Annotated in this window: 24 protein-coding genes; 15 read left to right on the top strand and 9 right to left on the bottom strand. The window is 72.0% G+C overall.

The window, feature by feature from the left end; translation table 11 throughout:
- Positions 1-78: 78 nt before the first annotated feature.
- Positions 79-1,668 carry a class I adenylate-forming enzyme family protein gene (locus I2501_RS33525; protein ID WP_328806722.1) on the bottom strand — a complete coding sequence of 530 codons (1,590 nt, stop codon included), beginning with the start codon at positions 1,666-1,668 and terminating at the stop codon, positions 79-81.
- Positions 1,665-2,366 (bottom strand): isochorismatase family protein, encoded by a 702-nt coding sequence (locus I2501_RS33520; RefSeq protein WP_196197313.1) that lies wholly within the window; start codon positions 2,364-2,366, stop codon positions 1,665-1,667. The genes I2501_RS33525 and I2501_RS33520 overlap by 4 nt, the downstream gene beginning before the upstream one ends.
- Positions 2,367-2,457: 91 nt before the next feature.
- Here I2501_RS33520 and I2501_RS33515 point away from each other — a divergent pair, with 91 nt between their 5' ends.
- The 5 genes from I2501_RS33515 to I2501_RS33495 all read left to right on the top strand — a co-directional run bounded on the left by I2501_RS33515 (position 2,458) and on the right by I2501_RS33495 (position 7,799).
- On the top strand, positions 2,458-3,687 hold the full coding sequence (locus I2501_RS33515) for an amidohydrolase family protein (RefSeq protein ID WP_196197312.1): 1,230 nt from the start codon (positions 2,458-2,460) through the stop codon (positions 3,685-3,687).
- Between the two features lie 151 nt (positions 3,688-3,838).
- Complete coding sequence (locus I2501_RS33510; protein WP_196197311.1) at positions 3,839-4,987, top strand: acyl-CoA dehydrogenase family protein; 1,149 nt, start codon at positions 3,839-3,841, stop codon at positions 4,985-4,987.
- Positions 4,988-4,989: 2 nt separating this feature from the next.
- Positions 4,990-5,919: an acyl-CoA dehydrogenase gene (locus I2501_RS33505; RefSeq protein ID WP_196197310.1), complete on the top strand. Its 930-nt coding sequence runs from the start codon at positions 4,990-4,992 to the stop codon at positions 5,917-5,919.
- A 268-nt stretch (positions 5,920-6,187) separates the two neighbouring features.
- Entirely contained in the window at positions 6,188-6,664 is a 477-nt protein-coding gene (locus I2501_RS33500; protein WP_328806721.1) for an ATP-binding protein, read from the top strand.
- Between the two features lie 88 nt (positions 6,665-6,752).
- Positions 6,753-7,799, top strand: coding sequence for a GDSL-type esterase/lipase family protein (locus I2501_RS33495; RefSeq protein ID WP_196197309.1), 1,047 nt, complete (start codon positions 6,753-6,755; stop codon positions 7,797-7,799).
- Between the two features lie 360 nt (positions 7,800-8,159).
- On the opposite strand, the gene I2501_RS33490 is transcribed toward I2501_RS33495, so the two are convergent.
- On the bottom strand, positions 8,160-9,095 hold the full coding sequence (locus I2501_RS33490) for a cyclase family protein (RefSeq protein WP_196197308.1): 936 nt from the start codon (positions 9,093-9,095) through the stop codon (positions 8,160-8,162).
- Positions 9,096-9,199: 104 nt separating this feature from the next.
- Here I2501_RS33490 and I2501_RS33485 point away from each other — a divergent pair, with 104 nt between their 5' ends.
- From I2501_RS33485 to I2501_RS33470, 4 genes are read left to right on the top strand one after another with little or no spacing between them, the layout of a single operon-like run.
- Entirely contained in the window at positions 9,200-10,108 is a 909-nt protein-coding gene (locus I2501_RS33485; RefSeq protein WP_196197307.1) for an SDR family oxidoreductase, read from the top strand.
- A gap of 20 nt (positions 10,109-10,128) precedes the next feature.
- Positions 10,129-11,298, top strand: coding sequence for an acyl-CoA dehydrogenase family protein (locus I2501_RS33480; RefSeq protein ID WP_196197306.1), 1,170 nt, complete (start codon positions 10,129-10,131; stop codon positions 11,296-11,298).
- A 37-nt stretch (positions 11,299-11,335) separates the two neighbouring features.
- Positions 11,336-12,847 carry an aldehyde dehydrogenase family protein gene (locus I2501_RS33475; RefSeq protein WP_196197305.1) on the top strand — a complete coding sequence of 504 codons (1,512 nt, stop codon included), beginning with the start codon at positions 11,336-11,338 and terminating at the stop codon, positions 12,845-12,847.
- Positions 12,848-12,881: 34 nt separating this feature from the next.
- On the top strand, positions 12,882-13,949 hold the full coding sequence (locus I2501_RS33470; protein WP_196197304.1) for a Zn-dependent alcohol dehydrogenase: 1,068 nt from the start codon (positions 12,882-12,884) through the stop codon (positions 13,947-13,949).
- A 206-nt stretch (positions 13,950-14,155) separates the two neighbouring features.
- On the opposite strand, the gene I2501_RS33465 is transcribed toward I2501_RS33470, so the two are convergent.
- From I2501_RS33465 to I2501_RS33455, 3 genes are all read right to left on the bottom strand, one after another.
- Positions 14,156-14,773, bottom strand: a complete 618-nt coding sequence (locus tag I2501_RS33465) for a flavin reductase family protein (protein WP_196197303.1) — start codon at positions 14,771-14,773, stop codon at positions 14,156-14,158.
- Positions 14,774-14,851: 78 nt separating this feature from the next.
- Complete coding sequence (locus tag I2501_RS33460) at positions 14,852-15,658, bottom strand: enoyl-CoA hydratase/isomerase family protein (RefSeq protein WP_196197479.1); 807 nt, start codon at positions 15,656-15,658, stop codon at positions 14,852-14,854.
- 20 nt (positions 15,659-15,678) lie between these two features.
- Positions 15,679-17,847, bottom strand: a complete 2,169-nt coding sequence (locus I2501_RS33455) for an acetate--CoA ligase family protein (protein ID WP_196197302.1) — start codon at positions 17,845-17,847, stop codon at positions 15,679-15,681.
- A 158-nt stretch (positions 17,848-18,005) separates the two neighbouring features.
- On the opposite strand from I2501_RS33455, the gene I2501_RS33450 reads away from it, so the two are divergent.
- The 4 genes from I2501_RS33450 to I2501_RS33435 all read left to right on the top strand — a co-directional run bounded on the left by I2501_RS33450 (position 18,006) and on the right by I2501_RS33435 (position 21,195).
- Positions 18,006-18,461 carry a DoxX family membrane protein gene (locus I2501_RS33450; RefSeq protein ID WP_196197478.1) on the top strand — a complete coding sequence of 152 codons (456 nt, stop codon included), beginning with the start codon at positions 18,006-18,008 and terminating at the stop codon, positions 18,459-18,461.
- A gap of 33 nt (positions 18,462-18,494) precedes the next feature.
- Positions 18,495-18,926 (top strand): Zn-ribbon domain-containing OB-fold protein, encoded by a 432-nt coding sequence (locus I2501_RS33445; RefSeq protein WP_196197301.1) that lies wholly within the window; start codon positions 18,495-18,497, stop codon positions 18,924-18,926.
- A gap of 297 nt (positions 18,927-19,223) precedes the next feature.
- On the top strand, positions 19,224-20,132 hold the full coding sequence (locus I2501_RS33440; protein WP_236047491.1) for a L,D-transpeptidase family protein: 909 nt from the start codon (positions 19,224-19,226) through the stop codon (positions 20,130-20,132).
- 106 nt (positions 20,133-20,238) lie between these two features.
- Positions 20,239-21,195: a beta-ketoacyl-ACP synthase III gene (locus I2501_RS33435; protein ID WP_196197300.1), complete on the top strand. Its 957-nt coding sequence runs from the start codon at positions 20,239-20,241 to the stop codon at positions 21,193-21,195.
- Between the two features lie 48 nt (positions 21,196-21,243).
- Here I2501_RS33435 and I2501_RS33430 read toward each other — a convergent pair whose 3' ends face one another.
- A complete protein-coding gene (locus I2501_RS33430; RefSeq protein WP_196197299.1) occupies positions 21,244-22,488 on the bottom strand; it encodes a thiolase C-terminal domain-containing protein in 1,245 nt (414 codons plus the stop codon).
- Positions 22,489-22,615: 127 nt separating this feature from the next.
- Between I2501_RS33430 and I2501_RS33425 the strand changes: the two genes are divergently transcribed.
- Both I2501_RS33425 and I2501_RS33420 read left to right on the top strand, forming a co-directional pair.
- Positions 22,616-23,824: an acyl-CoA dehydrogenase family protein gene (locus tag I2501_RS33425; protein WP_196197298.1), complete on the top strand. Its 1,209-nt coding sequence runs from the start codon at positions 22,616-22,618 to the stop codon at positions 23,822-23,824.
- 11 nt (positions 23,825-23,835) lie between these two features.
- Positions 23,836-24,291, top strand: a complete 456-nt coding sequence (locus I2501_RS33420; RefSeq protein ID WP_236047489.1) for a nitroreductase family deazaflavin-dependent oxidoreductase — start codon at positions 23,836-23,838, stop codon at positions 24,289-24,291.
- 334 nt (positions 24,292-24,625) lie between these two features.
- On the opposite strand, the gene I2501_RS33415 is transcribed toward I2501_RS33420, so the two are convergent.
- Positions 24,626-25,273 (bottom strand): TetR family transcriptional regulator, encoded by a 648-nt coding sequence (locus tag I2501_RS33415; protein WP_196196750.1) that lies wholly within the window; start codon positions 25,271-25,273, stop codon positions 24,626-24,628.
- A gap of 59 nt (positions 25,274-25,332) precedes the next feature.
- Complete coding sequence (locus tag I2501_RS33410) at positions 25,333-26,733, bottom strand: SAM-dependent methyltransferase (protein ID WP_196196751.1); 1,401 nt, start codon at positions 26,731-26,733, stop codon at positions 25,333-25,335.
- Positions 26,734-26,849: the final 116 nt, after the last annotated feature.

Here is a 26,849-nt window from a genome sequence, read left to right as displayed (position 1 = left end):
TACTCAGCTGATTGACAGCGTCTTCATACCCGCGGATGAACCCCGAACAGTCGGTCGGCGGGGGTTTCGCTCGCCCGGCTACCCCTCCCACGGAAGCCCGGCGAACATGTCCCGCAGCTGGTGCTTCAGCACCTTCCGCAGCGTCTCGTTGCGCGGCAGCGCCTCGACGACCTCCAACTGCTCCGGGATCTTCTGCGTCATGAGCCCGGCCGCCCGCAGCCGTGCCGCCACATCTGCCAGCGACGGCGGTTCGACGCCCTGCTTCCGCTCCACCACCGCGCAGACGCGTTCGCCGCGCACCGGGTCCGGCAGGCCGATCACGGCGACGTCGCCGACGCGCGGGTCCTGGTAGAGGAGGTCCTCGATCTCCTTGGCGGAGATGTTCTCCCCCTTGCGGATGATGATGTCCTTCAGCCGACCGGTCAGCCGGACGTGCCCGTCCGGGCGGACGTGACCGAGATCACCCGTGCGGAACCAGCCGTCGGCGGTGAAGGCCTGGGCCGTCAGCTCGGCGTCGGTGTAGCCGCGGCAGACCATCGGGCCGCGCAGCCACATCTCGCCGTCCTCGACCCTCACCTCGCAGCCGCGCACCGGGTGGCCCTCGGTGAACGCCAGCTGCTCGGGGGTGTCGCGGGGGGAGCCCATGGTGATGGCGGGGGCCTCGGTCATGCCGTAGCCGTGCGCGAGGACCACGCCCATCTCCTCGGTGACCTCCCGGTGGAGCTCGGGGGGCATCGGCGCGCCGCCGCCCGAGATGATCCGCAGCGTCGGTATCAGCCGCTCGCCGGGCGGCAGTTTGCGCTGTTCGGCCAGGAACGCGGAGTAGAACGCGGTGCTGCCGCCCGCCATGGTGACGCCGTTGCGCCGGTACGCGGGCAGCACGTCGGGCAGCGCGAAGACCTCCAGCAGCAGCGCGGGGAAGCCGTGCACCAGCAGCGCGACCAGGTAGTCGGGGCCGCCGATGTGGGCGTAGGGGAAGGCGATCGAGCCGACGTCGTCCGGGCCCATGTCCAGCGCCCGCGCGAAGCCGCTGCCGCCCGCGATCAGCGTCCGGTCGGTGTGCCGGGCGCCCTTGGGCGCGGAGGTGATGCCGGAGGTGTAGTAGACCCACCGCACCGGCGCGTGCGCGTCGTCCAGGTCCGCGCGCGGCGCGGGCGGCAGGGTGACCGGGTCGCCGTCGGGCAGGTCGGCGTCGTCGTAGAGGACACGGACTGCCGGTGGCCGCTGCCAGCCCCGGGTCAGCTCCTCGGCCATCGTCACGTAGTCGAAGCCGCGCCAGACGCCGGGGACGAGGTAGAGCCGCGCGTGGGACTCGCCGAGGATGTGGCCGACCTCCGCGCCCCGGTAGATGGCGATGATCGGCGTCTGCACCGCGCCGAGCCGGGAGAGGGCGAGCGAGACGAGCACCGTCTCGATCCGCGTGGGCAACTGCCAGGCGACCGGCGTGCCGTCCTCGATCCCGTACTCGGCGCGCAGCCCCGCGGCGATCCGCTCGGCGCGGTCGCGGACCTGACGGTACGTCAGCTGCCGGTCCGGCTCGCCTGCGGTGTCGGCGTCGGCGTCGCCTGCGGGGGTGTCGGCGGCCTGGATCAGCATCGGCGCGTCCGGCGTGGCCGCGACGCGTTGTTCCAGCAGGTCCCACAGCGATCCGGCGTCGGCGAGGGTCACGAGTCTCTCCTTGGTCCGGCAGCTCCGGCAGCTCCGGCGGCTCCGGCAGCTGTGGCGGCTCTGGCGGCCAGTACGGCCGCCACGGTGGCGGTGTCGGTGAGGGTGGCGACGAGGGCGAGGGTGTTGGCCAGCACGGCCTCGGCGTACTCGGGCGGGGTCCCGGCGACGGCGTCGGTCGGGATCACCACCTGCAGTCCGGCGTCGACCGCGCCCAGGGTCAGCTCCAGCAGCGCGACGTTGACCGAGACGCCGGTGACGACCACGGTCGTGGCCCCGAGGTTGCGCAGCGCGGACGCGAGGCCTGTGTCCTGGAACGGCCCGAGGCCGTGCAGCCGGGGGAGGACCAGGTCGCGCTCCGGGTCCGCGCCGATGCCGGCGTGCAGGGCGGGGTCGAAGGGCGTGCGCGCGGCCGCGGCGAAGAGCCGGGCGTTGGTGTTGGCGCCCAGCCCGTCCGCGCGGCGCTCGGCGGTGCAGTGGACGACGGGCACGCGGGCCGCGCGGGCGGCCTCGCAGAGCAGTCGGACGTTCCCCACCAGCCCGGTCTTGGCCGCGGCCTCGGCCAGCGCGGGGAAGACCGCCTCCTCGCCGAGCACGCCCTGCTGACACTCGCAGGTGATGACGGCGGTGCGCGCCGGGTCGAGCAGTCGGTCGAGCAGGTCACGTTGCCGGTCCAGCCGTTTCTTTCCCTCTACACCCATCCGGTCCTCGCTCGCTTGCCGCTTCAGCTGTCCGTCACTAGTCTGAATCTGACGGACCGTCAGGTAAAGGGTTGTGGAGAGGGTGCCTCGCATGGATAACTCCGCCGAACTTCCGATGGTGGTGAGCGTCGACGACCACGTGATCGAGCCGGCGCATCTCTTCGACACGTGGCTCCCGGCCAAGTACCGCGACCGCGGCCCGCAGCCGCTCCGTGCCGGTATCGGTCAACTGGAGTACGTGGGCGGCAAGTACCGGATCAGCATGGACCCGGACGGACCGCCGACCGACTGGTGGATCTACGAGGACCTCCAGTTCCCGTACAAGCGCAACATCGCCGCCGTTGGCTTCTCGCGGGACGAGATGACGCTGGACGGGATCACCCGTGACGAGATGCGTCGCGGCTGCTGGGATCCCAAGGCGCGCCTTCTGGACATGGAGAGCAACCACGTCGAGGCCTCCCTGTGCTTCCCGACCTTCCCGCGGTTCTGCGGTCAGACCTTCGCCGAGGCGAAGGACAAGGAGGTCGCGCTGGCCTGCGTGCGCGCCTACAACGACTGGATGGTCGAGGAGTGGTGCGGCGACAGCGGCGGTCGGCTGATCCCGCTGTGCCTGATACCGCTCTGGGACGTCGAGTTGGCCGTCGCCGAGATCCGGCGCAACGCCGCACGAGGCGTGCGGGCGGTGACCTTCAGCGAGATCCCGACCTACCTGGGCCTGCCGTCGATCCACTCCGGCTACTGGGACCCGTTCTTCGCCGCCTGCGAGGAGACCGGCACGGTGGTCAACATGCACATCGGCTCGTCCTCGCAGATGCCGGCCGCCTCCCCGGACGCGCCCCCGGCGGTGCAGGCGACGCTGAGCTTCAACAATGCGATGGCGTCGATGACGGACTTCCTCTTCTCCGGCGTGCTGGTGAAGTTCCCGAGGCTGAAGCTCGCGTACAGCGAGGGCCAGATGGGCTGGATCCCCTACGCGCTGGAGCGCGCGGACGACGTCTGGCGCGAGCACCGCGCGTGGGGCGGGGTCCGGGACGTGATCCCCGAGCCGCCGTCGACGTACTACTACCGGCAGATCTTCGCCTGCTTCTTCCGTGACCGGCACGGGGTCGCCTCGCTGGACACGGTGGGCGTGGACAACGTGACCTTCGAGACGGACTACCCGCACGTGGACTCGACGTGGCCGGAGACGAAGGCTGTCGCCGAGGAGCACATGGCCGGCTTGGCGCCGGAGGTCGTCTACAAGGTGCTGCGCGGCAACGCGATTCGCATGCTGCAGCTCGACCTGGACAAGCACCTGGACGCGAACGGAAACCTTCGCTAGCGGGGACGTTGCACTACCTAGGGGCGCGGGGAACTACGCGATAACCCACCCACCCACCTGGCGCGCCGATCGAGCAGGGCCATCCGCACACGGTGGTTTCTCGCGCAGTTCCCCGCGCCCCTGGTGGCTGCAGCACAAGGAGAGTGCACAGGTGCAGCTCAGTGATACCCCTGCCGAAGCCGACTACCGTCGGCACCTACGCGAATGGCTCGGCAAGACCCTCCCCGAACTCCCCGCGCCACCCGATCCCTCGGATTGGCCCGGCCGCCGTGCCTACGACACGGCCTGGCAGCGGCGACTCTTCGACGCAGGCTATGCCGGTATCCACTGGCCCGAGGACGCCGGAGGCCGTGGCGCGACGCCGTCCGAGCACCTGATCTTCCTCGAAGAGACTGAGCGCGCGGGCGCGCCCTACGTCGGGGCCAACTTCGTCGGCCTCCTGCACGCCGGGCCGACCATCGCCGCCGAGGGGACCCCCGCGCAGCGCGAACGGCTGCTGCCGCCGATCCTGCGCGGGGACGAGATCTGGTGCCAGGGGTTCAGCGAACCCGGCGCGGGCAGCGACCTCGCCGCGCTCCGGACCAGGGCCGTCCGGGACGGGGACGACTACGTCGTCACCGGCAGCAAGATCTGGACCTCGCACGCCGAAGTCGCCGACTGGTGCGAGCTGTTGGTGCGCACCGACCCCGCCGCGCCCAAGCATCGCGGCATCACCTGGCTGGCCATGCGGATGGACAGTCCGGGCGTCACCGTCCGGCCGTTGCGGACGCTGGCCGGGACGACCGAGTTCGCCGAGCTGTTCCTGGACGAGGTGCGGGTGCCGGTCGCCAACCGGGTCGGGGAGGAGAACGACGGCTGGCGGGTCACCATGGTCACCCTCTGCTTCGAGCGCGGGACGGCCTTCGCCAGCGAAGCCGTCGCCTGCCAGCGGGAGGTACGCGAACTCGCCCGCGTCGCACGGCAGAACGGCGCCTGGGACGACGTCGAACTCCGCCGCTCGCTCGCCGCGCTCGCCGCGGAGTTCACCGCGCTGTGGCGGCTGGTGCAGTGGAACGTGTCCGAGGCGGCGTCGCGCGGCGTCCCGGGCGCGGGCGGGAGTGTGTTCAAGCTGCGGTTCAGCGAGGCGCGGCAGCGGCTCCAGGACCTGGCCGCCCGCGTCGTCGGCGCGGAGGCGCTGGTGGACGGGCCGTGGACGGCGCAGCGGTTGCAGGGCCTCTCCTACACCATCGCCGCCGGGACCTCGCAGATCCAGCGCAACATCGTCGCCCAGCGCATTCTGGGCCTGCCGAAGGGACGGTGACGATGCACTTCCAGCTGACCGACGACCAGCGTGCGCTTCAGACGGGCCTGCGCGACCTGCTGAAGGACGGCGCGCCGGAGTGGGGCGACCTGGTCGACGTCGGGCTGTTCACGCTGCGCGTGCCGGAGGTGGACGGCGGGGTCGGGCTCGGGCTGCCGGAGGCGGTCCTCGCCTTCGAGGAGGCCGGACGCGCCCTCGTCCCAGGGCCGTTGGTCGGCACGGAGTTGGCCGCCACGCTCGGGCTGACCGGCCGCGCCGAGGCGGTCCGCGTCCCGGCCCGCGGACCGCTGCTCGTCCCGCACCTGCCGACGCTCGACCACGTGCTGCTCCTGAACGACGACGGGGTGACCGTCCTCGAACCGGGGACGCTGGACGCCGAACCGGCCCGCGCGGTCGACCCGCAGACGCCGCTGTGGCACGTCACCGGACCGCTCCCCGCCCCGCGACAGCGTCTCGACCCGCCCACCGCGTGCCGCGTCGCCGCCGAGGCGACGGTGCTGACCGCCGCGCTCCAGGCGGGACTCGCCGCCCGGACGGTCGCGGACGCCGTCCGCTACGCGCAGCAGCGCGAGCAGTTCGGACAGCCGATCGGGGCGTTCCAGGCCGTACAACACCTGTGCGCCGACATGCTGGCGCGCGCGGAGTTGGCCCGGGTCGCCGTCTACGCCGCGGCGGTCTCCGGCGACGCGGGTGAGATCGGCGGAGCCAAGCTGCTCGCGGACGACGCCGCCGTGCACGGCGCGCGGGACTGTCTTCAGGTCCACGGCGGTATGGGGTTCACCTGGGAAGCCTCGGTGCACCTGCTGCTCAAGCGGGCCTGGGCGTGGGAACAGGCCTGCGCCGACCGCGACTTGTGCCTCGACCGACTGGCCGAGGGTCTGGCGGACGGTCCGGCCGACAGCCCTGTCGGCGGCACCGCTGAACACTTGTAGGAAGGGTGGTTTTGCCGCGACGCCCCCCAGTTTCCGGGCGTCGCGGCGCGCGTCGATTACGCTCACGGGAGTGCGCAGCAAGCTGTTCGTCCCGGGTGGCGGAGCGGCCGGGGCAGTATGCACCTCCGGGCGGCTCCTCGACTGGAATATGCCCGAAGACCATGCTGCCCGGCATGGGGCGGGATCATGCTTGGACGCAAACGCGCCGGTAGGCGGCTCGCGCGGTCGCTCGGCCCGGTTGATCCCGCAAGCACGGGTGGTGTGACAAGTGCAGGTGCAGGCACAGGTGCTTCAGGTCCAGACGGCGGTCCAGGCCGACCCGGCGGAGGTGGGCCGCGCCCGCCGTTGGGCGCGCAGCCGTCTCACCGGTTGCGGCTTCGCACCGGACGCCCCGATCGCGGAGACCCTGGTCCTGGTCGTCTCCGAACTGGTCACCAACGCGGTGGTGCACACCGGCTCCCCGGCGGTGCTCCGGCTGGTCTTCCCCGTCGGCGGCGACGCCGGGCACCGACCGGTGCGCGTCGAGGTCACCGACGCGTCCGACGTACCGCCCGCACCGCGCGCCGCCGCCGACGAGTCGACCAACGGACGCGGGCTGGAGCTGGTCAGTTTCCTGACGACCCGTTGGGGCTGGTTCCCGGACGGCAGCGGCAAACGGGTCTGGTGCGAACTGGCGCCGGACGCCCCGTGCCCGGCCGACGGTCTCGCGTTCGACACCGAGGCGCTGCTCGCCGCGGAGCTCTGACAACCGGAGCTCTGGCAACCAGCAGGCGGCGCGGCTCGGTTGATCCTTGGCGCGGTTGATCGACAGGTAGAGCGGGAACGGGGACGGGGTGAACGCTACGACCCCGTGGGCTGCGACTTCGTGGGGCGTGACCGAGGTCGCCCGCGCACTCGAAGGCGTCATCGACGTCGAGTGGGCCGCTGACCGGTCCTGGACGCTGCCCTGGCGGCTGCCCGTCGCCGATCTCGACCTGCACCACCCGGCGGTGGTGCTGCCCGCCATGTGCCCGAGCGGTATCCGGCTGCGGGTGCGCACCGCGTCCACCCGGCTGCTGCTGGACGCGGAGTCCGTCCAACTCCAGGGCGGTCCGGTCTTCGAGGCCTGGTGCGACCTGTCCGTGGACGGCGAGTTGGTGCGGTCGACGGCGCTCGGCGTCGCCGGGGCGGTCTTCGGCGGGCTGCCCGCCGGGATGAAGGACGTCGAGATCGCGCTGCCCATCGCCCCCGCCGTCCGCCTGCGCGGACTGCGTGCGCTCGACGGTGCGCCGCTGCACCCCGCGCCCGACCCGCGTCCGCGCTGGACCGTCTACGGCAGCAGCATCACCCACGGCTACGCCGCCGCTCCGACGCAGACCTGGCCGGCCACGGCGGCGCGGTTGCTCGACCGGAACCTGACCAATCTCGGTTACGGTGGCGGCTGCCTGCTCGACCCTCTGGTCGGGCGAATGCTGGCAAAACACCCAGCAGATTTCATGACGTTGGAACTCGGTATCAACGTCTACAACACGGCTGCCCTGCGCGAACGAACCTTCGCTCCCGCTGTGCACGGGCTGTTGGCCGAAATTCGCTCCCGCCGACCGGATGTTCCGATCACTGTTGTCGGACCTGTGTTCGGTGGCGAACGAGAGACCGAACTCGCGGACGGAATGCTGGAGCGCTTCGGCGATCTCACGCTCGCTCAGCTGCGCGAGGTGCTTCAGCGCTCCGTCGAACTGCTCCGCAAGCGCGGTGACACCGCGCTGACCTGGATGGACGGCCGCGAACTGTGCTCCGCCGCGGACGCCGCCCGCGGCGTGCTGCCCGACGGCCTGCACCCGGACGCCGCCCATCAGCAGGAGATGGGACGCCGATATGCGGCGGCCGAGACCGGCCGGTGACGGTGTTGCAGGAGGCCCGACTCCGGTTACTGCAACGAACGGATGAAGTCTCAAACCGTACGCAACCAATCCGAATTCCGGACAAGCCATTGACGTGACGTGTCCGCCTGATCACGCTTGGATTCAGCGATTCGTTGCGAGGGGACGTCAAGGGCGCCCGGTCCTTTGTGCTGCCCGCATCCTTGGCGAGTGCGAATCGCGTCGACGCTGGTCAGGGCCCAGGCGTCGACGGGGGCGCCCCCGGCCGCAGGTCGGGGGAGAGGTGGCGGGGCGCCGTGCCGCGTGAAGAAATCCGCGCACGGCGCCGCGCCACCCCCGAGGGTTCTGCGGGGCTGTCGGGCAACCTCCGAGGCGAGCCGACTACTTCACCGCGATCGGCGCCACCGGCGCGCCCACGCCGCCCGTGAACGGCTCCGGCGGCGCGGCGAGCAGGAACTCGTGGACGCCGTCCTCGGCGCAGTCCCGTGCCAGCTCCTCCAGGTTCCAGTTCTGGCCCTGCATCATGCCCATCTCCACCAGATCCAGGGCGTGGACGGGCAGGTAGAGGCCGTCGATCTCGGGCGGGAAGATCTCGAAGGTGAGCGTGTCGTTGGCCACCGCCACCACGTCCCGGTCGTGGAACCACTCGGGGCAGCGCAGCCCGAGGCCGGGAGAGGGGAAGGCGTAGGCGTCGCGGTCGCCGCCCAGGTAGAGCTGGATCTGGCCGGTACGGATCAGCACCACGTCCCCGGCCCGGACCTGCGTCCCGGCCGCCTCCTCCGCCGCGTCCAGGTCCTCGGGGGTGACCACGTGGTCGCCGGGCAGCCGGCCGACGTCGTGCACCCGGGCGACGTCCAGCAGCACGCCCCGGGTGACCAGCGGCGTCGCCTTCTCGATGCCGGAACGGGTGGCGCCCTCCTGGGCGTTGATGAAGTCCGCGGGGCGGTTGTTGTAGATCCGGCCGCCGTGGCTGACATGGCCCAGGCCGTCCCAGTGGGTGCCCGCCTGCAGGCCGAGCGTGGCCACGTCGTCGCTGGTGGCGATCGCGCCCGGGCCGAACATCTCGAAGTTGAGCGCGACCATGCTGTGCAGCGGGTTGACCCGGCCCGGGATCATCCCGTTCTGCACGCCCTGCTGTTGCAGCGGCAGGGCCAGCTCGAACCGCTTGCCGGTGCGGACGCAGGCAGCCGCCGCGCGGACGACCTCCGGCGTGATCAGGTTCAGCGTGCCGATCTCGTCCTCGGCGCCCCAGCGTCCCCAGTTGGAGATGCGCTTGGCGATGTCACGGAACGCGTCGAAGTCGCTGGGTGCGGGCATGCGCTTCGCCTCCTCTTTCCGGTCTTGCCGATCGTCTCTTCCCGTTCGTCTCTTCTCGCTCCTAGAATCTAACGGTCCGTCAGATTCTTGAGGAGGGGTACGGCGTGGCTGAGTTCCTGCGCGACAAGGTGGTTGCGGTCACCGGGGCCGGACGCGGCATCGGGCGTGCGGTGGCGCTCGCCTGCGCCGCCGAGGGCGCGAAGGTCGTGGTCAACGACTACGGCGTCGGCATCGACGGCTCCGCGCCGACCAGCGAGGTGGCGGACGAGGTGGTCAAGGAGATCGAGGCGGCGGGCGGCGAGGCGATAGCCGTCGCCGACGACATCGCCACCATGGCGGGCGGCGAACGCGTCGTCCGAGCGGCCGTCGAGGCGTTCGGACGGCTCGACGGCGTGGTCTGCGTGGCCGGGATCCTGCGCGAGCGGATGCTCTTCAACATGTCCGAGGAGGAGTGGGACCCGGTCATCGCCACCCACCTCAAGGGCACCTTCACCGTCTTCCGTGCCGCGTCCGCGCTGATGCGCAAGCAGGGCGGCGGCACGCTGATCGGCTTCACCAGCGGCAACCACCAGGGGTCGGTCAGCCAGGCCAACTACAGCGCGGCCAAGGGCGGCATCATCTCGCTGGTCCGCAGCGCCGCGCTGGGGCTCCACAAGTACGGCGTGACCGCCAACTGCGTGGCCCCGGTGGCGCGCACCAGGATGTCGGCCAACGTCCCGATGGAGCTCAAGGAGATCGGCGAGCCGGAGGACGTGGCGGCCCTGGTGGTCTACCTGCTCTCCGCACAGGCAAAGGAAATCACCGGTCAGGTCTACACGGTGGCCGGCCCGAAGATCGCGGTCTGGGCGCAGCCGCGCGAACTCCGCGCCATGTACGCGGAGCAGGGCGGCTGGACGCCGGAGCGGATCGCCGACTTCCTCCCCGGCACCGTCGGCGTCGACCCGATGCCGATGCTCGCGCAGCTGGAGGCGATGGCCAAGGCCGCTGCCGCCGACGAGCGTCCCAACGCGTAACGGACGGCAGGTGGGTGGCGATGGATTTCGCATTCGACGCCGCGGACGAGGAGTTCCGCGCACGGGCGAGGGAGTGGCTGGAAGCACGGCTCGGCGCAGGCGGCGCCTTCTCCGACCTGCGCGGGGCCAAGGTCCCCGAGGACGCCGAGCGGCGGCGGGCCTGGGAGCGGGAGCTGGGCGCGGGCGGCTGGATCGGCCTGGGCTGGCCCGACGACAGCCTGACCCGGCAGGTCGTCTGGTTCGAGGAGTACGCGCGGGCCCAGGCCCCGGACCCGCTCGGCATCGTGGGCGAGCAGCTGCTCGCTCCGACGCTGCTGGCGCACGGCACGGCGGAGCAGCGTGAGCGCTACCTGCCGGGCATCGCCTCGGGCGGGACGATCTGGTGCCAGGGCTACAGCGAACCGGACGCCGGCTCCGACCTGGCGGGTGTCCGCACCTCCGCCGTCCCGGCCGAGGACGGGTCGGGGGACTGGCTGGTCAGCGGACAGAAGACCTGGACCTCGCTGTCGCAGTGGGCGGACTGGTGCTTCGTGCTGGCCCGGACCGAGCCGGGTTCGCAGCGTCACGCCGGGCTCAGCCTGCTGCTGCTCCCGATGGACCAGCCCGGTCCGAACGGCGCGCGGATCGAGGTCCGCCCGATCCGACAGCTCAACGGTGTCAGCGAGTTCAGCGAGGTCTTCTTCGATCAGGCTCGCGCCGTCGACGTGCTCGGCGCGGTCGGCGACGGCTGGCGGATCGCCATGACGCTGCTCTCCTTCGAGCGCGGCGCGGGCATGCTGGGCCGTCAGATCGGCTACGCCCGCGAGCTGGACGCGGTCCTCCGCGCCGCGGCGCTGACCGGCGCCGACAGGGATCCGGTGCTGCGTGAGGCGCTGACCCGCCAGTGGGCGGACCTCCAGGTGATGCGGGCCAACGCGCTGCGGACTCTCGGTACCGCCGAGCCGGCCACGGCGGCGGTCGCCAAGCTGGTGTGGGCCAACTGGCACCAGCGGCTCGGCGAGCTGGCCGTCCAGGTCCAGGGCCTGCCGGGCGCGTTCGCGGGCGGCCGGGCCCACCAAGTCGACGGCTACCCGCTCACGTCCGCCCAGCACACGCTGCTCTTCTCCCGCGCCGACACCATCTACGGCGGCAGCGACCAGATCCAGCGGAACATCATCGCCGAGCGCGTCCTCGGACTGCCCCGAGGCTGACCCGGCTCCCCTCCACTCCGGTAAGGACGTGCTCCGCATGACCACTGCGCACAAGCAGGAAGCGCACCATCCCGACACGCACCGGCTCTTCATCGACAACACCTGGCGCGAGGGCGGCGACGGGACGTACCCGGTCATCAACCCCGGCACCGAGTCCCTGGTCGGCCACGCACCCGAGGCGTCCGCCTCGGACGTCGCCGCCGCGATCGCCGCCGCGCGGCGGGCGCAGAAGCACTGGGCCGCCACCTCGCCCGCCGCCCGCGCGGCCCTGCTGGAGCGGATCGCCGACCTGGTGACGGAGCGCGCCGAGGAGTTCGTGCCCCTGCTCCAGGCCGAGACCGGCGCGACCATCCGCGTCGCCTCGACTATGCAACTGCCGGTCGTCGCGGACCGGTTCCGCCGCTACGCGCGCGGCGCGCTGGAGCCGACCGTCGACTCCTTCCCCGCGCATCCCGTAGCGGCGACCCCGCTCGCCGCGGGCGGGCTGACCAATGCCGCCGCCGCGCGGCGTCCCGTCGGCGTGGTCGGCTGCATCACCTCCTACAACTTCCCGATCGTCAACCTGGCCGGGAAGCTCGCGCCCGCGCTGGCGATGGGCAACACCGTCGTCGCCAAGCCCGCGCCCCAGGACCCGCTGGCCTGCCTCAAGTTGGGCGAGATCTTCCTGGACGCGGGCGCGCCCGCCGGGATCTTCAACGTGGTCACGGACTCGGGCTCGGCCGCCGGCGCGGCGCTCGTCGCCTCGCCCGACGTCGACATGATCAGCTTCACCGGCTCGACCACCGTCGGCCGCCGGATCGCCACCGACGGCGGCGCGACCATGAAGCGGTTGCTGATGGAGCTGGGCGGCAAAGGCGCGGCCATCTTGCTGGAGGATGCCGACCTCGGCAAGGCGGTCATGGCCATCGGCTCGACCTGGGCCTTCCACTCCGGCCAGATCTGCACCGCGCCCACCCGCGCGCTGGTCCACCGCTCCCGCTACGACGAACTGGTGGCCGGGCTGGCGCAGTTCGCCGCGCGGCTGCCGGTCGGCGACCCGCTGTCCCCGAAGACGGTGGTCGGCCCGGTCGTCTCGGCGGTCCACCGCGACCGCGTCGAGGGCTACATCGCGGGCGCGATCGGCGAGGGCGCGCGCCTGGTCACCGGCGGTACCCGCAAGGAGCGCACCGCCGACGCGGCCGACCTGCCGGGCACCGGCTTCTTCGTCGCGCCGACCCTGCTGGCCGACGTGACACCGGAGATGACCATCGCCCGCGAGGAGGTCTTCGGCCCGGTCGTCGTGGTGATCCCGTTCGACGACGAGGAGGAGGCGATCACCATCGCCAACTCCACCGAGTACGGCCTCTACGACTACATCTTCACCGCCGACGCCGCCCGCGCCTACACGCTGGCCGCCCGGCTGCGCACCGGCAACGTCGGCATCAACACCGCGCAGCGCCACCCGGAGACGCCGTTCGGCGGCTTCAAGCAGAGCGGGGTCGGCCGCGACGGAGGCTCCTACGGCCTCCACGCCTACAGCGAGCAGCAGGCCGTCGTCTGGCAGTCCTGAGCGGCGGACCCGTTCAGGAGGAAGGGAAGGCACCATGAAAGGCGTCATCTTCGACGGCAAGGCCCCGCAGGTGGTGGACGACCTGACGGTGCGTGAGCCGGGCCCGGGCGAGGTCATGGTGAGGATCGCGGCGGCGGGCCTGTGCCACAGTGACCTGTCCGTGATCGACGGGACCATCCCGTTCCCCGTCCCGGTGGTCCTCGGGCACGAGGGCGCGGGCACCGTCGAGTCCGTCGGCGAGGGGGTGGCCCACGTCCAGCCGGGCGACCACGTCGCCCTCTCCACCCTGGCCAGCTGCGGCACCTGCCGCGAGTGCGGACGCGGTCGGCCGACCATGTGCCGCAAGGCGATCGGCATGCCCGGCAAGCCCTTCACCCGCGACGGGCAGCCGCTCTACAACTTCGCCTCCACGTCCGTCTTCGCGGAGCGGACGGTGGTCAAGGCGGTCCAGGTGGTGCCGATCGACCGGGGCATCCCGTTCACCTCGGCGGCGCTGATCGGCTGCGGCGTGCTCACGGGTGTGGGCGCGGTGCTGAACCGCGCCAAGGTGGAGATCGGCGACACCGTCGCGGTGATCGGCTGCGGCGGCATCGGCCTCAACGTCATCCAGGGCGCGCGGATCGCGGGCGCCTCACGGATCATCGCGATCGACGCGGTGGCGGAGAAGGAGTCCATCGCCCGTACCTTCGGCGCGACGGACTTCGTCGACGCGCGCGCGGTGGACGACACGGTGGCGGCGGTCCGCGCGCTGGTCCCGTACGGCGTCGACCACGCCTTCGAGTGCGTGGGTCCGACCGCGCTGACCCGGCAGGCCATCGACATGATCGACCGCCACGGTCAGGCGGTCCTGCTGGGCATGCCCGGCGTCGAGGCCGAGGCGCAGTTCCGCCCGGCGGAACTGTTCCTGGACAAGTCCATCCTGGGCTGCCGCTACGGGTCGTCCCGACCGCAGCGCGACATCGCGCGTTACGCGCAGCTGTACGGCGCGGGCCGGCTGCTGCTCGACGAGTTGGTGACGTGCACGTTCCCCGTCGAGTCGTTCGAGGAGGCGGCAGAGGCGACGCACACGGGCGGAGTGGCGCGGGCGGTGCTGACGTTCTGATCGGCTGACATGGGACGTTGCACTATCCAGGGGCGCGAGGCTCTGCTGATGTGCGGCTCCGCCGCGTGGGCGCGAGCAACCACCCTGTGCGGATGGCCCTGCTCGTTGAGGACCATCCGCATGCCGGATGGGGGCACCTCCCGGCCGAAGGCCAGGGGGATTGTCGCGCAGTTCCCCGCGCCCCTAAGTAGTGCAACTACAGCGTGTCAGTCGTCCTGAAGGAGCCGGAACGCACTGCGATAGAACACCAGCGGCCCGGCCTCCCCGCCCCGCGGTGCCGCCAGCTCGCGCACCCGGCCCAGCACGATCAAATGGTCGCCACCGGTGTGCACCGCATGCACCGTGCAGTCGACCCACGCCAACGCCCCGTCCAGCCGTGGCGACCCCGTCGCCGCGGACCGCTCCCACCCCACGCCGGCGAACTTGTCCGCGCCCGTCGACGCGCTGACCGCGAAGGACCGGCACAACTCGTGCTGGTCATGCGCCAGCACGTTGACGCAGAACGCGCCCGCCTTCGCGATGCGTGGCCAACTCGACGACGTGCGTGCCACGTTGAAGCAGACCAGTGGCGGGTCCAGCGACAGCGAGGCGAAGGACTGGCAGGCGAAGCCGACCGGTGACCCGTCCTCCGCCGTTGCCGTGATGACGGTGATGCCGGTGGCGAAGTGGCCGAGCGCCTCGCGCATCGCGCGGGCGTCGGCCTCCAGCTCGGGTTCGCCCTCGACCACCGCGTGCAGCGGGGTCGCCATCGGACCGGCGCTCAGGGGCGCGCCGGTCTCCCGCAGGTAGCGGACCGCCGCCACCGCCATGCCTTCGTGCCCCATGGGAATCCTCCGGGTGTCCGGTACTGCCAGTAGAGCTGACGGAGCGTCGCTCCCTCAGGAGAACCAGGAAAGGAGGGGTCAACGCCCCTCGAACCGGGCGTCCCGCCGTTCGACGAACGCCCGCACGCCCTCCTGGGCGTCGGCCGTCGTCATGTTGATCTCCTGCGCGACCGCCTCCGCCGCGAAGGCCGTCGCGCGGTCGGCGTCCAGCGAGGCGTTGACCAGCGCCTTGGTCAGCGCGAACGCCCGCGTCGGTCCGGCGGCCAAGCGCTCGGCCCACTCGGTCACGGTCTTCTCCAGCTCCTCCGCAGGCACCACCCGGTTGACCAGGCCAAGCCGTTCGGCCTCCGTCGCCCGCACCTTGTCCCCGAAGAAGAGCAGCTCCTTCGCCCGCTGCGGCCCGACCAGCCGCGCCAGCAGATACGCCGCGCCGCCGTCCGGTACCAACCCGCGCCGCGCGAAGACCTGCAACAGCGACGCGTTCTCCGCCGCGACGACCAGGTCGCAGGCGAGCGCGAGTTGCGCGCCCACCCCCGCCGCCACGCCGTTGAGCGCGCAGAGCACCGGCTTCTCGCAGTCCAGCACGGCGGCGACCATCCGCTGCACGCCGCGCCGCAGCATCCGCGCCACGCCCCCGGCCACCCGCTCACCGGTCGAGCCGCCCGCGCCGCCAGCGCCGCCGCTCAGGTCCGCGCCGGAGCAGAACGCCCGCCCGGCTCCGGTCAGCACGACCACCCGCACCGCCGGATCGGCGGACGCCGCCTCCAGCTCGGCGATCAGCCGCTCCCGCATCGTCGCGGTGATCGCGTTCAGCGCGTCGGGCCGGTTCAGCGTCAACCGCCGCACCGCGCCCGCCGACTCCACCAGCAGCTCGCTCACCGGCAGCTCGTTCAGCGGCAACCCGCTCACCGGCACACCGCCAAGGCGTCCAAGGCCACCGCTCCCTTGCCCCGTTCCAGCACCACCAGCGGGTTGATGTCGAGTTCGCCCAGGTCGTCGCCGAGCTCCAGCGCCATCCGCTGCACCCGCAGCACGACGTCCACCAGCGCGTCGACGTCCATCGGCGGCAGTCCGCGCACCCCCTCCAGCAGGGGCCAGCAGCGCAGTTCACGCAGCATCGCGTGGACGTCGGCGGGGCCGAAGGGTGGGACCCGGACGGCGGTGTCGCGCAGCACCTCGACGAAGACGCCGCCCATGCCCACCGTCACCGTCGGGCCGAAGGTGACGTCCCGGCCCATGCCGACGACCATCTCCACGCCCGCGCCGACCATCTGGCAGACCAGCACCCCGTCCAGCCGGGGTATCCCGGCCGCCCGCGCGTTGTCGGTCAGCTCGCGGAACGCGTCGCGGACCTGACTGGCGCTGGTGAGACCGACCTTGACCAGCCCGAGCTCGGTCTTGTGGGCGACCCCGGGCGCGGATCCCTTGAGCACCACCGGATAGCCGACCACCCCGGCCGCCCGCACCGCGCCCGCCGCGCTGTTGACCAGCTGCTCGCGCGGCACCCGGATGCCGTAGGCGCGCAGCAGCTGCTTGGCGGCGAACTCGCTGAGCTGCTCGCCCGGCTTCAGCACCCGCTGCGCCTTCGCCTTGCCCGCGCACGACTCGCGCGGCGCGGCGTCGAAGGGGGAGTGGTAGTCGCTGACGAACTCGTGGTGCCTGAGGTAGGCGGCAACCGCCTTGACGCAGTTGCCGAAGGTACGGAACACCGCGACCCGGGACGAGCCCAGCAGCGTGGTCCGGTACGCCTCCTCGGTCCCGAGCGGGGAGCCCCAGATGACGCAGACCAGCTTGTCCGTCGTCTCGGCGACCTCGACCAAATCCTGCGCCAGCTTGTCGCTCATCGGCGGGAAGGGGCCGGTGATCGGGCAGATCAGCACGCCCACGTCGGGGTCGGCCAGGATCGCGTCGAGGATCTTCCGGCCGCGCCAGTCGCCCACCGGGTGGCCGCCGTTGTCGACGGGGTTGGCCACGCTCAGGTACTCGGGGATCCACTGGTGCAGTTCGTCCTGCTTGGCCTGGCCGAGCTGCGGCAGGGTGAGCCCGGCCGCCGAGGCCATGTCCGCCAGGTGCGCGCCGGTGCCGCCGGAGATGGAGTAGACGACGACGCCCGGTGCCGTCGGCGGCTTGGCCCGCGCCAACAGGGCTGCGGTGTCCTGGAGTTCGTCCAGTCCGTCCACCCGGATCACGCCGTACTGCTTGAACGCCGCGTCCACCACGTCGTCCGCGCCGGTCAGTTTGCCGGTGTGGGACTGCGCCATCCGCGCGCCCTCGTCGGTGCGGCCGACCTTGACCGCGACCACCGGGACGCCGCGCCGGGCCGCGTGGTCGGCGGCGAGCAGGAAGCCGCGGCCGTCCTTGATGCCCTCGATGTAGGCGGCGATCGCGCCGATCTCCGGCTGGTCGGCGAACCACTGGACGAAGTCGGCGACTTCGAGGTCGGCCTCGTTGCCGGTCGGCGCCCAGTGGCTCAGTCGGATGCCGAGCTCCTGGAGGGTGAAGAGGGGACGGCCCTGGTGGCCGCTCTGGGTGATCAGCGCGATGGCCGGGCCGCTCAGGTCGTCGCGGAACCGCTCGAAGGCGTTGAGGTTGGTGTTCGGGCCGAGCAGCCGAAGGCCCGTGGGCGCGTCCGCGATCAGCTGTTCCAGGCGGCGCTGGGCCGCCCGGCCCTCCTCGCCGGTCTCGGCGAAGCCGGACGCGAAAGCGACCGCGAACCGCACCTTGGCCTCGACCAACTGCGGCACCACCGCGGCCGGGTCGGCCAGCAGGATCACCGCCAGGTCGATCGGGTCCTCGCCGGGCTCGGACGGGATGGACGCGAGGTCGGGGTAGCAGGGCAGTCCGTCGACCGTCTCCCGGCCGGGGTTGACCGCGTGCATCCGTGCGCCGACCCGCTCCGACCAGGCGCGCAACTGCCGGGTGATCCCGGTGTTGGGGCGGCCCGGTGTGTCCGAGGCGCCGATGACGGCGACGGAGGTGGGGCGGAAGAAGCGGTCCAGGTCGACCGTTCGCGGGCGCAGGGGCCGGCCGCTCACGTCGGTGTCGGCGCCGGTGTCGATGTCCGGGTCCCGCATGGCTGCCTCCGATCCTGACTGTGGGCGGGCAAGAGAATCTGACGTACCATCAGATTACTGTCGGGGGAGCGTCGCAGGAAGAGTCCGGGGCCAGAGAACTGACGGAGCGTCAGTAATCCTGGCCGGAAGCTCGCAAGGGGTGACTTCGGGTGCAGACGGTGCACACGTACGGGTTGTCGGCCGGGCAGTGGTTCGCGGTGCTCCGCATCGGCCTCGGGCTGTGGTGGCTGGAGAGCTGGCGGCACAAGGACAAGAAGGGCTGGCTGCAGCGCTCCACCGGCATCGACTGGGCCAAGGACGTCGCCTCGCGCCACCGTTGGCCGTTCGTCCGCTCGTCCTTCGACCGGATCGTCGCGCCCAGGCCCAAGGCGATGGCCTACGTCGTCGTCTTCGCGGAGCTGGCGCTGGGCCTCGGGCTGACCGTCGGACTGCTCAGTCCGATCGCCCTGGCCTGCGGACTGCTGCTCAACCTCCTCTACTTCGTGCTGATGATCCACGACTGGGCCGAGCAGGGGCAGAACCTGATGATGGCGCTGGTCTCCCTGGTCTGCCTGCTGGCGATGAGCTGGCAGTGCTGGTCGCTCGACCGCGTCCTGCACCTCTTCGGCGCGTGACCCCCTACTCATCGTTCTCCGGGAGCTGACACCGTGACGACCGCGCCCCACCGCACCGACCTGCCGGAACCCGACGCCTTCACGCAGCCGTACTGGGACGCTGCCGCGGCCTCGCCGGGGCAACTGCTGCTGCGCCGCTGCGCTGCCTGCGGTCGGGCGCACCACTATCCGCGCGAGTTCTGCCCGCACTGCTGGAGCGAGGACGTCCGCTGGGAGCCCGCCTCCGGGCGGGCCACGCTCTACACCTGGTCCGTCGTCCACGCCAACGACCTGCCGCCGTTCCGCGAGCGGGTTCCGTATGTCGCCGCGGTGGTCGACCTGGCGGAGGGTCCGCGGATGATGACCACGCTGGTCGACTGCGAACCGACGCGGCTTCAGGTCGGTATGTCGCTTCTGGTCGCCTTCGAGGCGTTCGCCGCTGACGGTCAGCCGGGTCCCAAGGTGCCTGTCTTCCGCCCGGCGTGAACCTGAGTACCACCTGTGAACTTAGACACATCGGGTGATGTGTGTGCGGACGGACACCGTCCGCCATCCAGCCCGGTGGACGGTGCGTCAGCGGTCGAGGGGACGGACGGGCGGTCGGCTGATCCGGGGTCAAAAACGGGCCGACCGCCGCATGCCGCTGCCGAGGGTGATCACTCGATGGGGGTAGCGTGGCGAGGGTGATGCCGGGGCACAAGGGCGCCGGCGGACGACCCGAAGGGTGGCTGCAGGGCGGCTCCACGGTCCGCGTCACGTCGATCACCTGCGAGGATCCCCTCTATGTCCAGCCACCTACGAACCGGCTCCGCGTCGTACCAGGCCGCCGCCCAGGCGTCCGAGGACGCTCCGCGTCCCACGCGCGCCCAGGCCCGTGCGGCGGCCCGAGCCCAGGCCCGGCGCAAGCGGCTGCGGCGCACGAGCTTCCTCGGCGTGGGATCGGTCGCGGCGGTCGCGGTGATGGCGGTGGCCGGTCTGATGCACCCCCACCACACGGACAGCGCTGACGCGCAGGCAGCAGCGAGCGCTGCGCCGGTGCCCGCGCGGACGGGTCAGGGCGACGCCTCCCGCTCCGTCGACCGCGCAGCGCCCGCGTCCGAGCTGCGGCAACTGCCGGGCCTCGGACAGGGGTTCCTCGGCCAGATCCCCGCCGACGCGCAGCAGGTCCTGCTGGTCACCGGCAAGGGCAGGAACCAGAACACGGGCACGGCGGTGCTCTACACCCGTGCCGCCGACGGCAGCTGGCTCCCCGGCCCGACCTGGCCCGCCCGCAACGCCCTGGACGGCTGGACCACCGACCACCACGCGGGCGACCTGCACAGCCCGATCGGCGTCTTCAGCCTGACCGACGCCGGCGGCCTGGACGCGAACCCCGGCACCAAGCTGCCCTACCTGCACTCCACGGCGTTCACGTCCCCGGGCACCGGCTTCGAGGGCGAGTCGCTGGCCGACGCGTTCGACTACGTGGTCGCGATCAACTACAACCACGTCCCCGGCACCTCGCCGCTCAGCCCCGAGCGCCCGATGGGCGCCTCGCGCGGCGGCGGCATCTGGGTCCACGTCGACCACGGCGGCCCCACGCACGGCTGCGTCGCGCTCGCCAAGCCGGACATGGCGATACTGCTCCGGGACCTGGACCCGGGCAAGCACCCGGTCATCGTGATGGGCGACGCGGCCTCGCTGGCGCAGTAGCGCGCCCAGCGATCCCAAGCAATTTGTCCGGGATCTACAGCTGCGACACGTCGATCCTGTTCGCAGCCTCTTCGGAGACCCGTCGGTAACCGGCTTGAGTGGTTGCATGAACGGATCTCGCATCGTCGCGCTGGGGCACTACCAGCCGTCCAAGGTGCTCACCAACGACGACCTCGCCGCCATGGTGGAGACCAACGACGAGTGGATCACCTCGCGCGTCGGGATCCGCACCCGCCACATCGCCGCCCCCGACGAGACCGTGGCCGACCTGGCCACCCGCGCCGCCGACAAGGCGCTGGCCGCCAGCGGCTTCGACGCCGTCTCGGTCGACCTGGTCGTGGTCGCCACCTGCACGGCCAAGGACCGCAGCCCCAACACGGCCGCCCAGGTCGCGGCCCGCCTCGGCATCCCCGCTCCGGCGGCGTTCGACGTCAACACGGTCTGCTCCGGCTTCTCCTACGCCCTGGCCACCGCCGACCACGCGCTCCGCGCCGGAGCCGCGCGCCGCGCGCTGGTGATCGGCGCGGAGAAGATGTCCGACACCGTCGACTGGACCGACCGCAGCACCTGCGTGATCTTCGCGGACGGCGCGGGCGCGGCCGTCCTTGAGGCGACCGACACCGACGCCGGAACGGCCCCGGGCGTCGGCCCGGTCGTCTGGGGCTCGGACCCCACCCGAGGCGACGCGGTCCGGATCGACGGCTGGGACCCGACCATCAGCCAGCAGGGCCAGGCCGTCTTCCGCTGGGCGACCACCCAGATCGCCCCGATCGCCCGCCAGGCCTGCGAACGCGCGGGCGTCCGCCCGGACGAGCTCGCCGCCTTCGTCCCGCACCAGGCCAACCTGCGCATCATCGACGCCATCGCGAGCCGCCTCGGCCTCTCCCCGGACGCGGTCGTCGCCCGCGACGTCGTTGAATCCGGCAACACCTCGGCGGCCTCCGTCCCGCTCGCCCTCTCCAAGCTCGTCGAACGCGGCGAGATCCCCTCCGGCGCCCCGGTCCTCCTCTTCGGCTTCGGCGGCGGCCTGGCCTACGCCGGCCAGGTGATCCGCTGCCCCTGAGCGCGGAGCGCGGTGCTGGCGGCGGTGTGGGCCCGTGCGCTGCTGCCGCTACCGCCCCAGGATCAGCGTGCCCGAGCTGCAGAACCAGCCGCCGGTGCCGCTGACCAGGGCGAGTCGTGGGTGGTTCGGGACTTGGCGGTCGGGGGCGGTGGTGGCGTACTCGTGGCGGAGTTGGCGGACCGCCTCGACGATCAGGAAGAGGCCGCGCATGCCAGGGTGGCAGGCCGAGAGGCCGCCGCCGTCGGTGTTGGTGGGCAGCTCGCCGTCGCGGAGCAGGCGGCCCGGCTTGGCGTCGACGAAGGCGCCGCCCTCGCCCTTGGCGCAGAAGCCGAGGTCCTCGAGTGCCACCAACGGCATGTAGGTGAAGGCGTCGTAGAGCTCGGTCAGGTCGATGTCGTCCGGCGTCACCCCGGCCCGCTCGTAGGCGAGCCGGCCGGAGTGCGCGGTGGGGGAGACGGTGAAGTCCTCCCACTCCGACATCGCGCTGTGGCTCAGGTACTCGCCCGTGCCCAGCACCCAGACCGGGTCGTGCACCGTGTCCGGGACGTAGTCCTCTGCGGCGAGCAGCACCGCGCAGCCGCCGTCCGAGCGGATGCAGCAGTGCAGCTTGGTGAACGGGTCGGCCATCATCGGCCCGGCCAGCACCTCGTCGACGGTGATCGGGTCCCGGTACATCGCGTCCGGGTTGGCCGCCGCGTTGGCGCGGGCCTGGACGGCGACGCCCGCCAACTGCTCCAGCGTGGTGCCGTACTCGTGCATGTGGCGGCGGGCCGCCATCGCGTACTTGGCGATCAGCGTGTGCCCGTAGGGCGCCTCGAACTGCAGCGGGCCGCGCGCGCCGAGCGCGATCCCCGCCGTCCGCCGCCGTGCCTTGAGGTCGGCGCGCGCCGTGGACCCGTAGACCAGCAGCACCGCGTTGGCGTGCCCCGCCGCGATCGCGTCGGCGGCGTGCGCGGCCATGACCTCCCAGGTGGAGCCGCCGACCGAGGTGGAGTCGGTCCAGGTGGGCCGCAAGCCGAGGTACTCGGAGACCTCGACCGGCGCGAGGATCCCGAGCCCCGCCGAGGCCACCCCGTCGATCACGTCCTTGGACAACCCGGAGTCGGCCAACGCCCGACGTGCCGCCTGCGCGTGGAGTTGATAGGGCGTCAGCTCGTCGACCCGCCCGCAGTCGCTCAGGGCGACGCCGACGACCGCCACCCGCCTGCGTCGCCCGCCGCCGAGCGGCGCGTCGTCGGGGACGGGATGGCCGAGTCGACCCGGCCGCGGAGCGCTGGGAGCAGCAGCAGTCATAGATCTGACGATACATCAGATTTCTGGCCCGCGCCCCTGTGCGTCCCGGGTGCCTGCTCCTAGGATGACGATCCGTCAGTTATCCGTTCCGGCACGCTCAGCCCTTGCCCCGAGGCCAGGAGGCGGCATGGATCCCGCACTCACCCAGGAACAGGACGAGATAGCCCGCGCCCTGCGCGACGCCCTCGCCAAGCAGGCCGGGCCGGACGAGGTCCGCGTCGCGGCGGCGTCGTCCCTCGGCTACGACGTGGAACTGTGGAAACGCCTCGCCGAGCAACTCGGCCTGGCCGGGCTGGCCCTGCCCGAGCGCCATGGCGGCACCGGGCTGGGCCGGGTCGAGCTGGCGCTCGCCTGCGAGGAGGCAGGTCGGGTGCTGCTCTCCTCGCCGCTGCTGGCCAGCTCGGTGCTGGCGGCGGGAGCGATCACCGCCTGCGGCACGGAGGAGCAGCGCGACGCGCTGCTGCCCGCGCTCGCCTCCGGCGCGCAGACCGCCGCGCTGGTCCTGCCCGGAACCCCCGCGCTGGCCCTCGGCCTGGCGCCGGACCCGCGCACCGCGCCCCTGCCCGGGGACGTCCCCTCGGGCGGCGGACGCGCGGGCGGCGTCCAGGCCAAGCCCGTGCCGTCCGCCGAGGACGGCTCCTGGTCCCTCTACGGCGAGGCCGAGTACGCGCTGGACGGCGCCCGCGCGGACCTGCTGGTCGTCGCGGCGCACACCGGCGGCTTCCCGCGCAGCCGGACGGTGCTCTTCGTCGTCCCGGCCGACACCCCCGGCGTCCATCGCGAACGCAGCGCGGGCATCGACCAGACCCGCAGCGTCGGCCGCGTCGAACTCCGCGACGTGCCGGCACAGCCACTCGGCGACCCGACCGTGGACGTGGGCCCCGCGCTGACCCGGCTCGGCCGCGAGGCGGCGATCGCCGTCGCTGCGGAGGCGGTGGGCGCGGCGGCGCAGGCGCTGGCGAGGACCGTCGAATACGTGCAGGTCAGGCAGCAGTTCGGGCGCGCGATCGGCTCGTTCCAGGCCGTCAAGCATCGGCTGGCCGACGTCTACGTCGCGGTCGAGACCGCCCGCAGCGCGATGCTCTACGCCGCGTGGGCGGGCCCCGACCAACCCGTCCCCGCGCTGCTCGCCCTCGCCCACGCGCTGACGGCGCAGCGGGTCGCGGCGGCGGAGGCGATCCAGCTGCACGGCGGCATCGCCATCACCTGGGAACACGACGCGCACCTGTACTTCAAGCGCGCGGCAGCCGACGAACTGCTCTTCGGCCCACCGCATCTGCTGCGCGCGCGGGCGGCGGAACTGGCGGGCGTCCTGGCGGGAGGCGAGCCGAGGTGATGGAGACCCTGATGCAGAAGGTCTCGGCGACACCGACCTTCGCGAAGATCGCCCCCAGCATCGTCCCCCGCCTCGACAAGGCGGTGCACCGGCTGAGCGGCGGCAAGTTCATGCTGAGTCAGTGGATGCTCCCGTCGTTGTTCCTGACGACGACGGGCCGGAAGAGCGGCGAACCGCGGACCACGCCACTCGCGTGCATGCCGCGCGAGGACGGGACGTTCCTCGTGGTCGGCAGCAATTTCGGACGCACGTCCCACCCGGCCTGGACGGGAAACCTGCTGGCGGACGCGGAGGCCACTGTCGAGCACCGGGGTCGCACCAGCGCGGTCCGCGCCCGCATGCTGGAGGGCGACGAGCGGGAGGCGGCGTGGTCGGCGCTGCTGCGGATGTGGCCGCCGTACGCGCAGTACCAAGCACGGGTGGAGCGGCAGATCCGGGTTTTTCAGCTGGAACCCAGAGGGGATTGAGCAGAGGGTCCGTTGCACTACCTAGGGGCGCGGGGAACTGCGCGACAAACCACCGGCATGCGGATGGTCCTCAACGTGCAGGGCCATCCGCACAGGGTGGTTACTCGCGCAGTTCCCCGCGCCCCTGGGGAGTGCAACTTTCCCTGGTGTTGACCCACGGCAAAGGAAAAGGTCAAGGGCGGCACCGTCAGGTCAGAGACGGTACCGCCCTAGTGGGAACGGAGCATGGATGCGCTGGACGTACCTCCCCCGAGGCACAGCCCGGCGCTAGCGCCGGCGGACAGGCGACCGGGCCCATGGCTCCGTCATGAAGGGTGAAGCCTGTGCTCGAGGGCTACTTCGGCGGCTTCTTGCCGGTCATGCCGAGGTAGACCAGCAGGGCCAGGTTCGGGGTGAGCTCCTTGGCCTTGACGCCCCAGGAGTCGAACCCCTTCTGGTGCTCCGCGACGGCGGCCAGCATCGCCACCAGGGAGCCGGCGACAGCCGGCGCGCTGACCGACTTGTCCGCCTTGCCAGAGGCCTGCATGGCCTTGAGGGAGTCCGTGAGCGAGTTGGTCACGGCGTTGAGGATCTTCATGCGGATCTTGAAGAACCGCTTGTCCCCTTCGGCCGAGCCCAACGTCACGACACGGAGGATGGCCTCGTTGTCGCGCCAGAAGGAGAGGAAGCCGTCGACCAGCTCCTCTGCCGTCTGGTAGCCGGCTTTGCCGACCCACGACTTGTCGGCGACCAGGTCCTTGAGGCCGGCGCCGTCCTTGGCCATGTCATCCGCGATCTCGAGGACAGCGCCCTCGACGTCGGGGAAGTACTGGTAGAAGGTTGCGGGGGAGGTACCCGCCATCCGGGCGACGTCGATGACCTTGACGTCCCGGTAGGGCGAGGTCGCCAGCATCTCGCGAAGGCAGTCGAGCAGCTTCTGCCGCGTCGCCTGCCCGCGCCGTCCGGCGACACGCCCATCGACGGTGCGAACTTGTCCTGTCATGCCGTCAGTTTACCGTGGCAAGATCCGGGCGCTATTCGGACGGAAATCTGAATGCTCCGTCAGGCTGACGGGCCCGCTGAGGGGCCCGCTGACGGAGGCGCCGGCAGGTCCTCGCCGAGCCACGCCCCGCGGCTGAGCGGGAGTCCACTGCGGCCCTCCGGGTCCGTTCTGACGGCCAGCACCTGGTTGATCCCGATCCGGTTCTCCTCGAAGGCCAGCGCGCAGGCGGCCATGTAGAGCCGCCAGACCCGGGCCCGGCCGAGGCCCGCCAGCTTGACCGCCTGGGGCCACTCCTCGCGCAGGTTGGCCACCCAGCGGCGCAGCGTCAGCGCGTAGTGCTCGCGCAGCGACTCAACGTCGCGGACCTCGAAACCGGCGTCTTCCAGCCATTCGACCGTGCTGCCCACCGGGGCCAGCTCGCCGTCGGGGAACACGTAGGCCGCGATGAACGGGCTGAGCCGGTACGGCTCGCCCGGGCGGCCGGGACGGCGGGCGATCTGATGGTTGAGCAGGCGTCCGCCCGGCCGCAGCAGCCCGTGCAGGGTGCGGGCGTAGCGGCGGTACTGCTCCGCGCCCACATGCTCGGCCATGCCGATGCTGGAGATCGCGTCGAACGGACCGTCATCGACCTCGCGGTAGTCCTGCAGTCTGATCTCCAGCCGGTCCGTCAGCCCGGCCTCCGCGATCCGCTCCCGCGCCCCGCGCGCCTGCTCGGCCGAGAGGGTGACGCCGACGCCGGTGACGCCGTAGTGCTGCGCCGCGTGCAGCAGCATCGAGCCCCAGCCGCAGCCGACGTCCAGCAGCCGGGCACCCTCGCCCAGCTGGTGCAGGCCCAGCTTGCGGCAGATGAGGTCCAGCTTGGCCTCCTGCGCGCCCTCCAGCGTGGTGGTCCCGGGCGGCCAGTACGCGCACGAGTAGACCAGCGAGGGGCCCAGCACCAGGCGGTAGAAGTCGTTGCCGACGTCGTAGTGGTGACTGATGGCGGCCCGGTCGCGGCGCAGCGTGTGGACCGGGCCGGACTTGCGCCGCGCCTCCTCCGGCGGGATCGGCGGACGCGGACCGATCGCGCCCAGGCGCAGCGCCGCGCCCACCATCCGGCGTCCCTCCGGGCCGACCAGGGTCCGTGTGGACGGGCGCAGCGACAGTTCGGGGCGGTTCTCGGCGAGATGGGCGAGCCGGCGGAGCAGCTCGAACAGCTCCTCGTCGTCCCCCGGAAGGCCCGGTCCGCCGGTGCCGTCCTCCGCGATCGCCAGGTCGCCCGCGACATAGGCGCGGGCCAGGCCCAGCTCGTTGGGCGCCCACAACAGGTGACGCAGCGCTCGCCGGTTCGCGACGGTCAGCAGCGGTGCGTCCGGTGGGCCCGCCTCGGCGTTGTCCCAGGTCCGCAGGCGGAACGGAGGCTCGGCACCGAGTAGTTCGGTGAGTAGTTCGCGCAGCGCGAGTGCACTGTCGCTCGTCATCACGGCTCCTCTCACGACGCGTCGGCACGTGATGGTCCGTCCCCAATCTAGATCGCTGACCACCGGTTGTGAGGGCATTCCGTTGTATTTGGCAGCGAGTCGTGACGAAGGCCGAC

This window comes from Streptacidiphilus fuscans (assembly GCF_015690355.1).
Classification (GTDB): Bacteria; Actinomycetota; Actinomycetes; order Streptomycetales; family Streptomycetaceae; genus Streptacidiphilus; species Streptacidiphilus fuscans.
The sequence above is the reverse complement of the archived record's forward strand: the minus strand, read 5'-3'. Positions and strand labels throughout refer to the sequence as shown.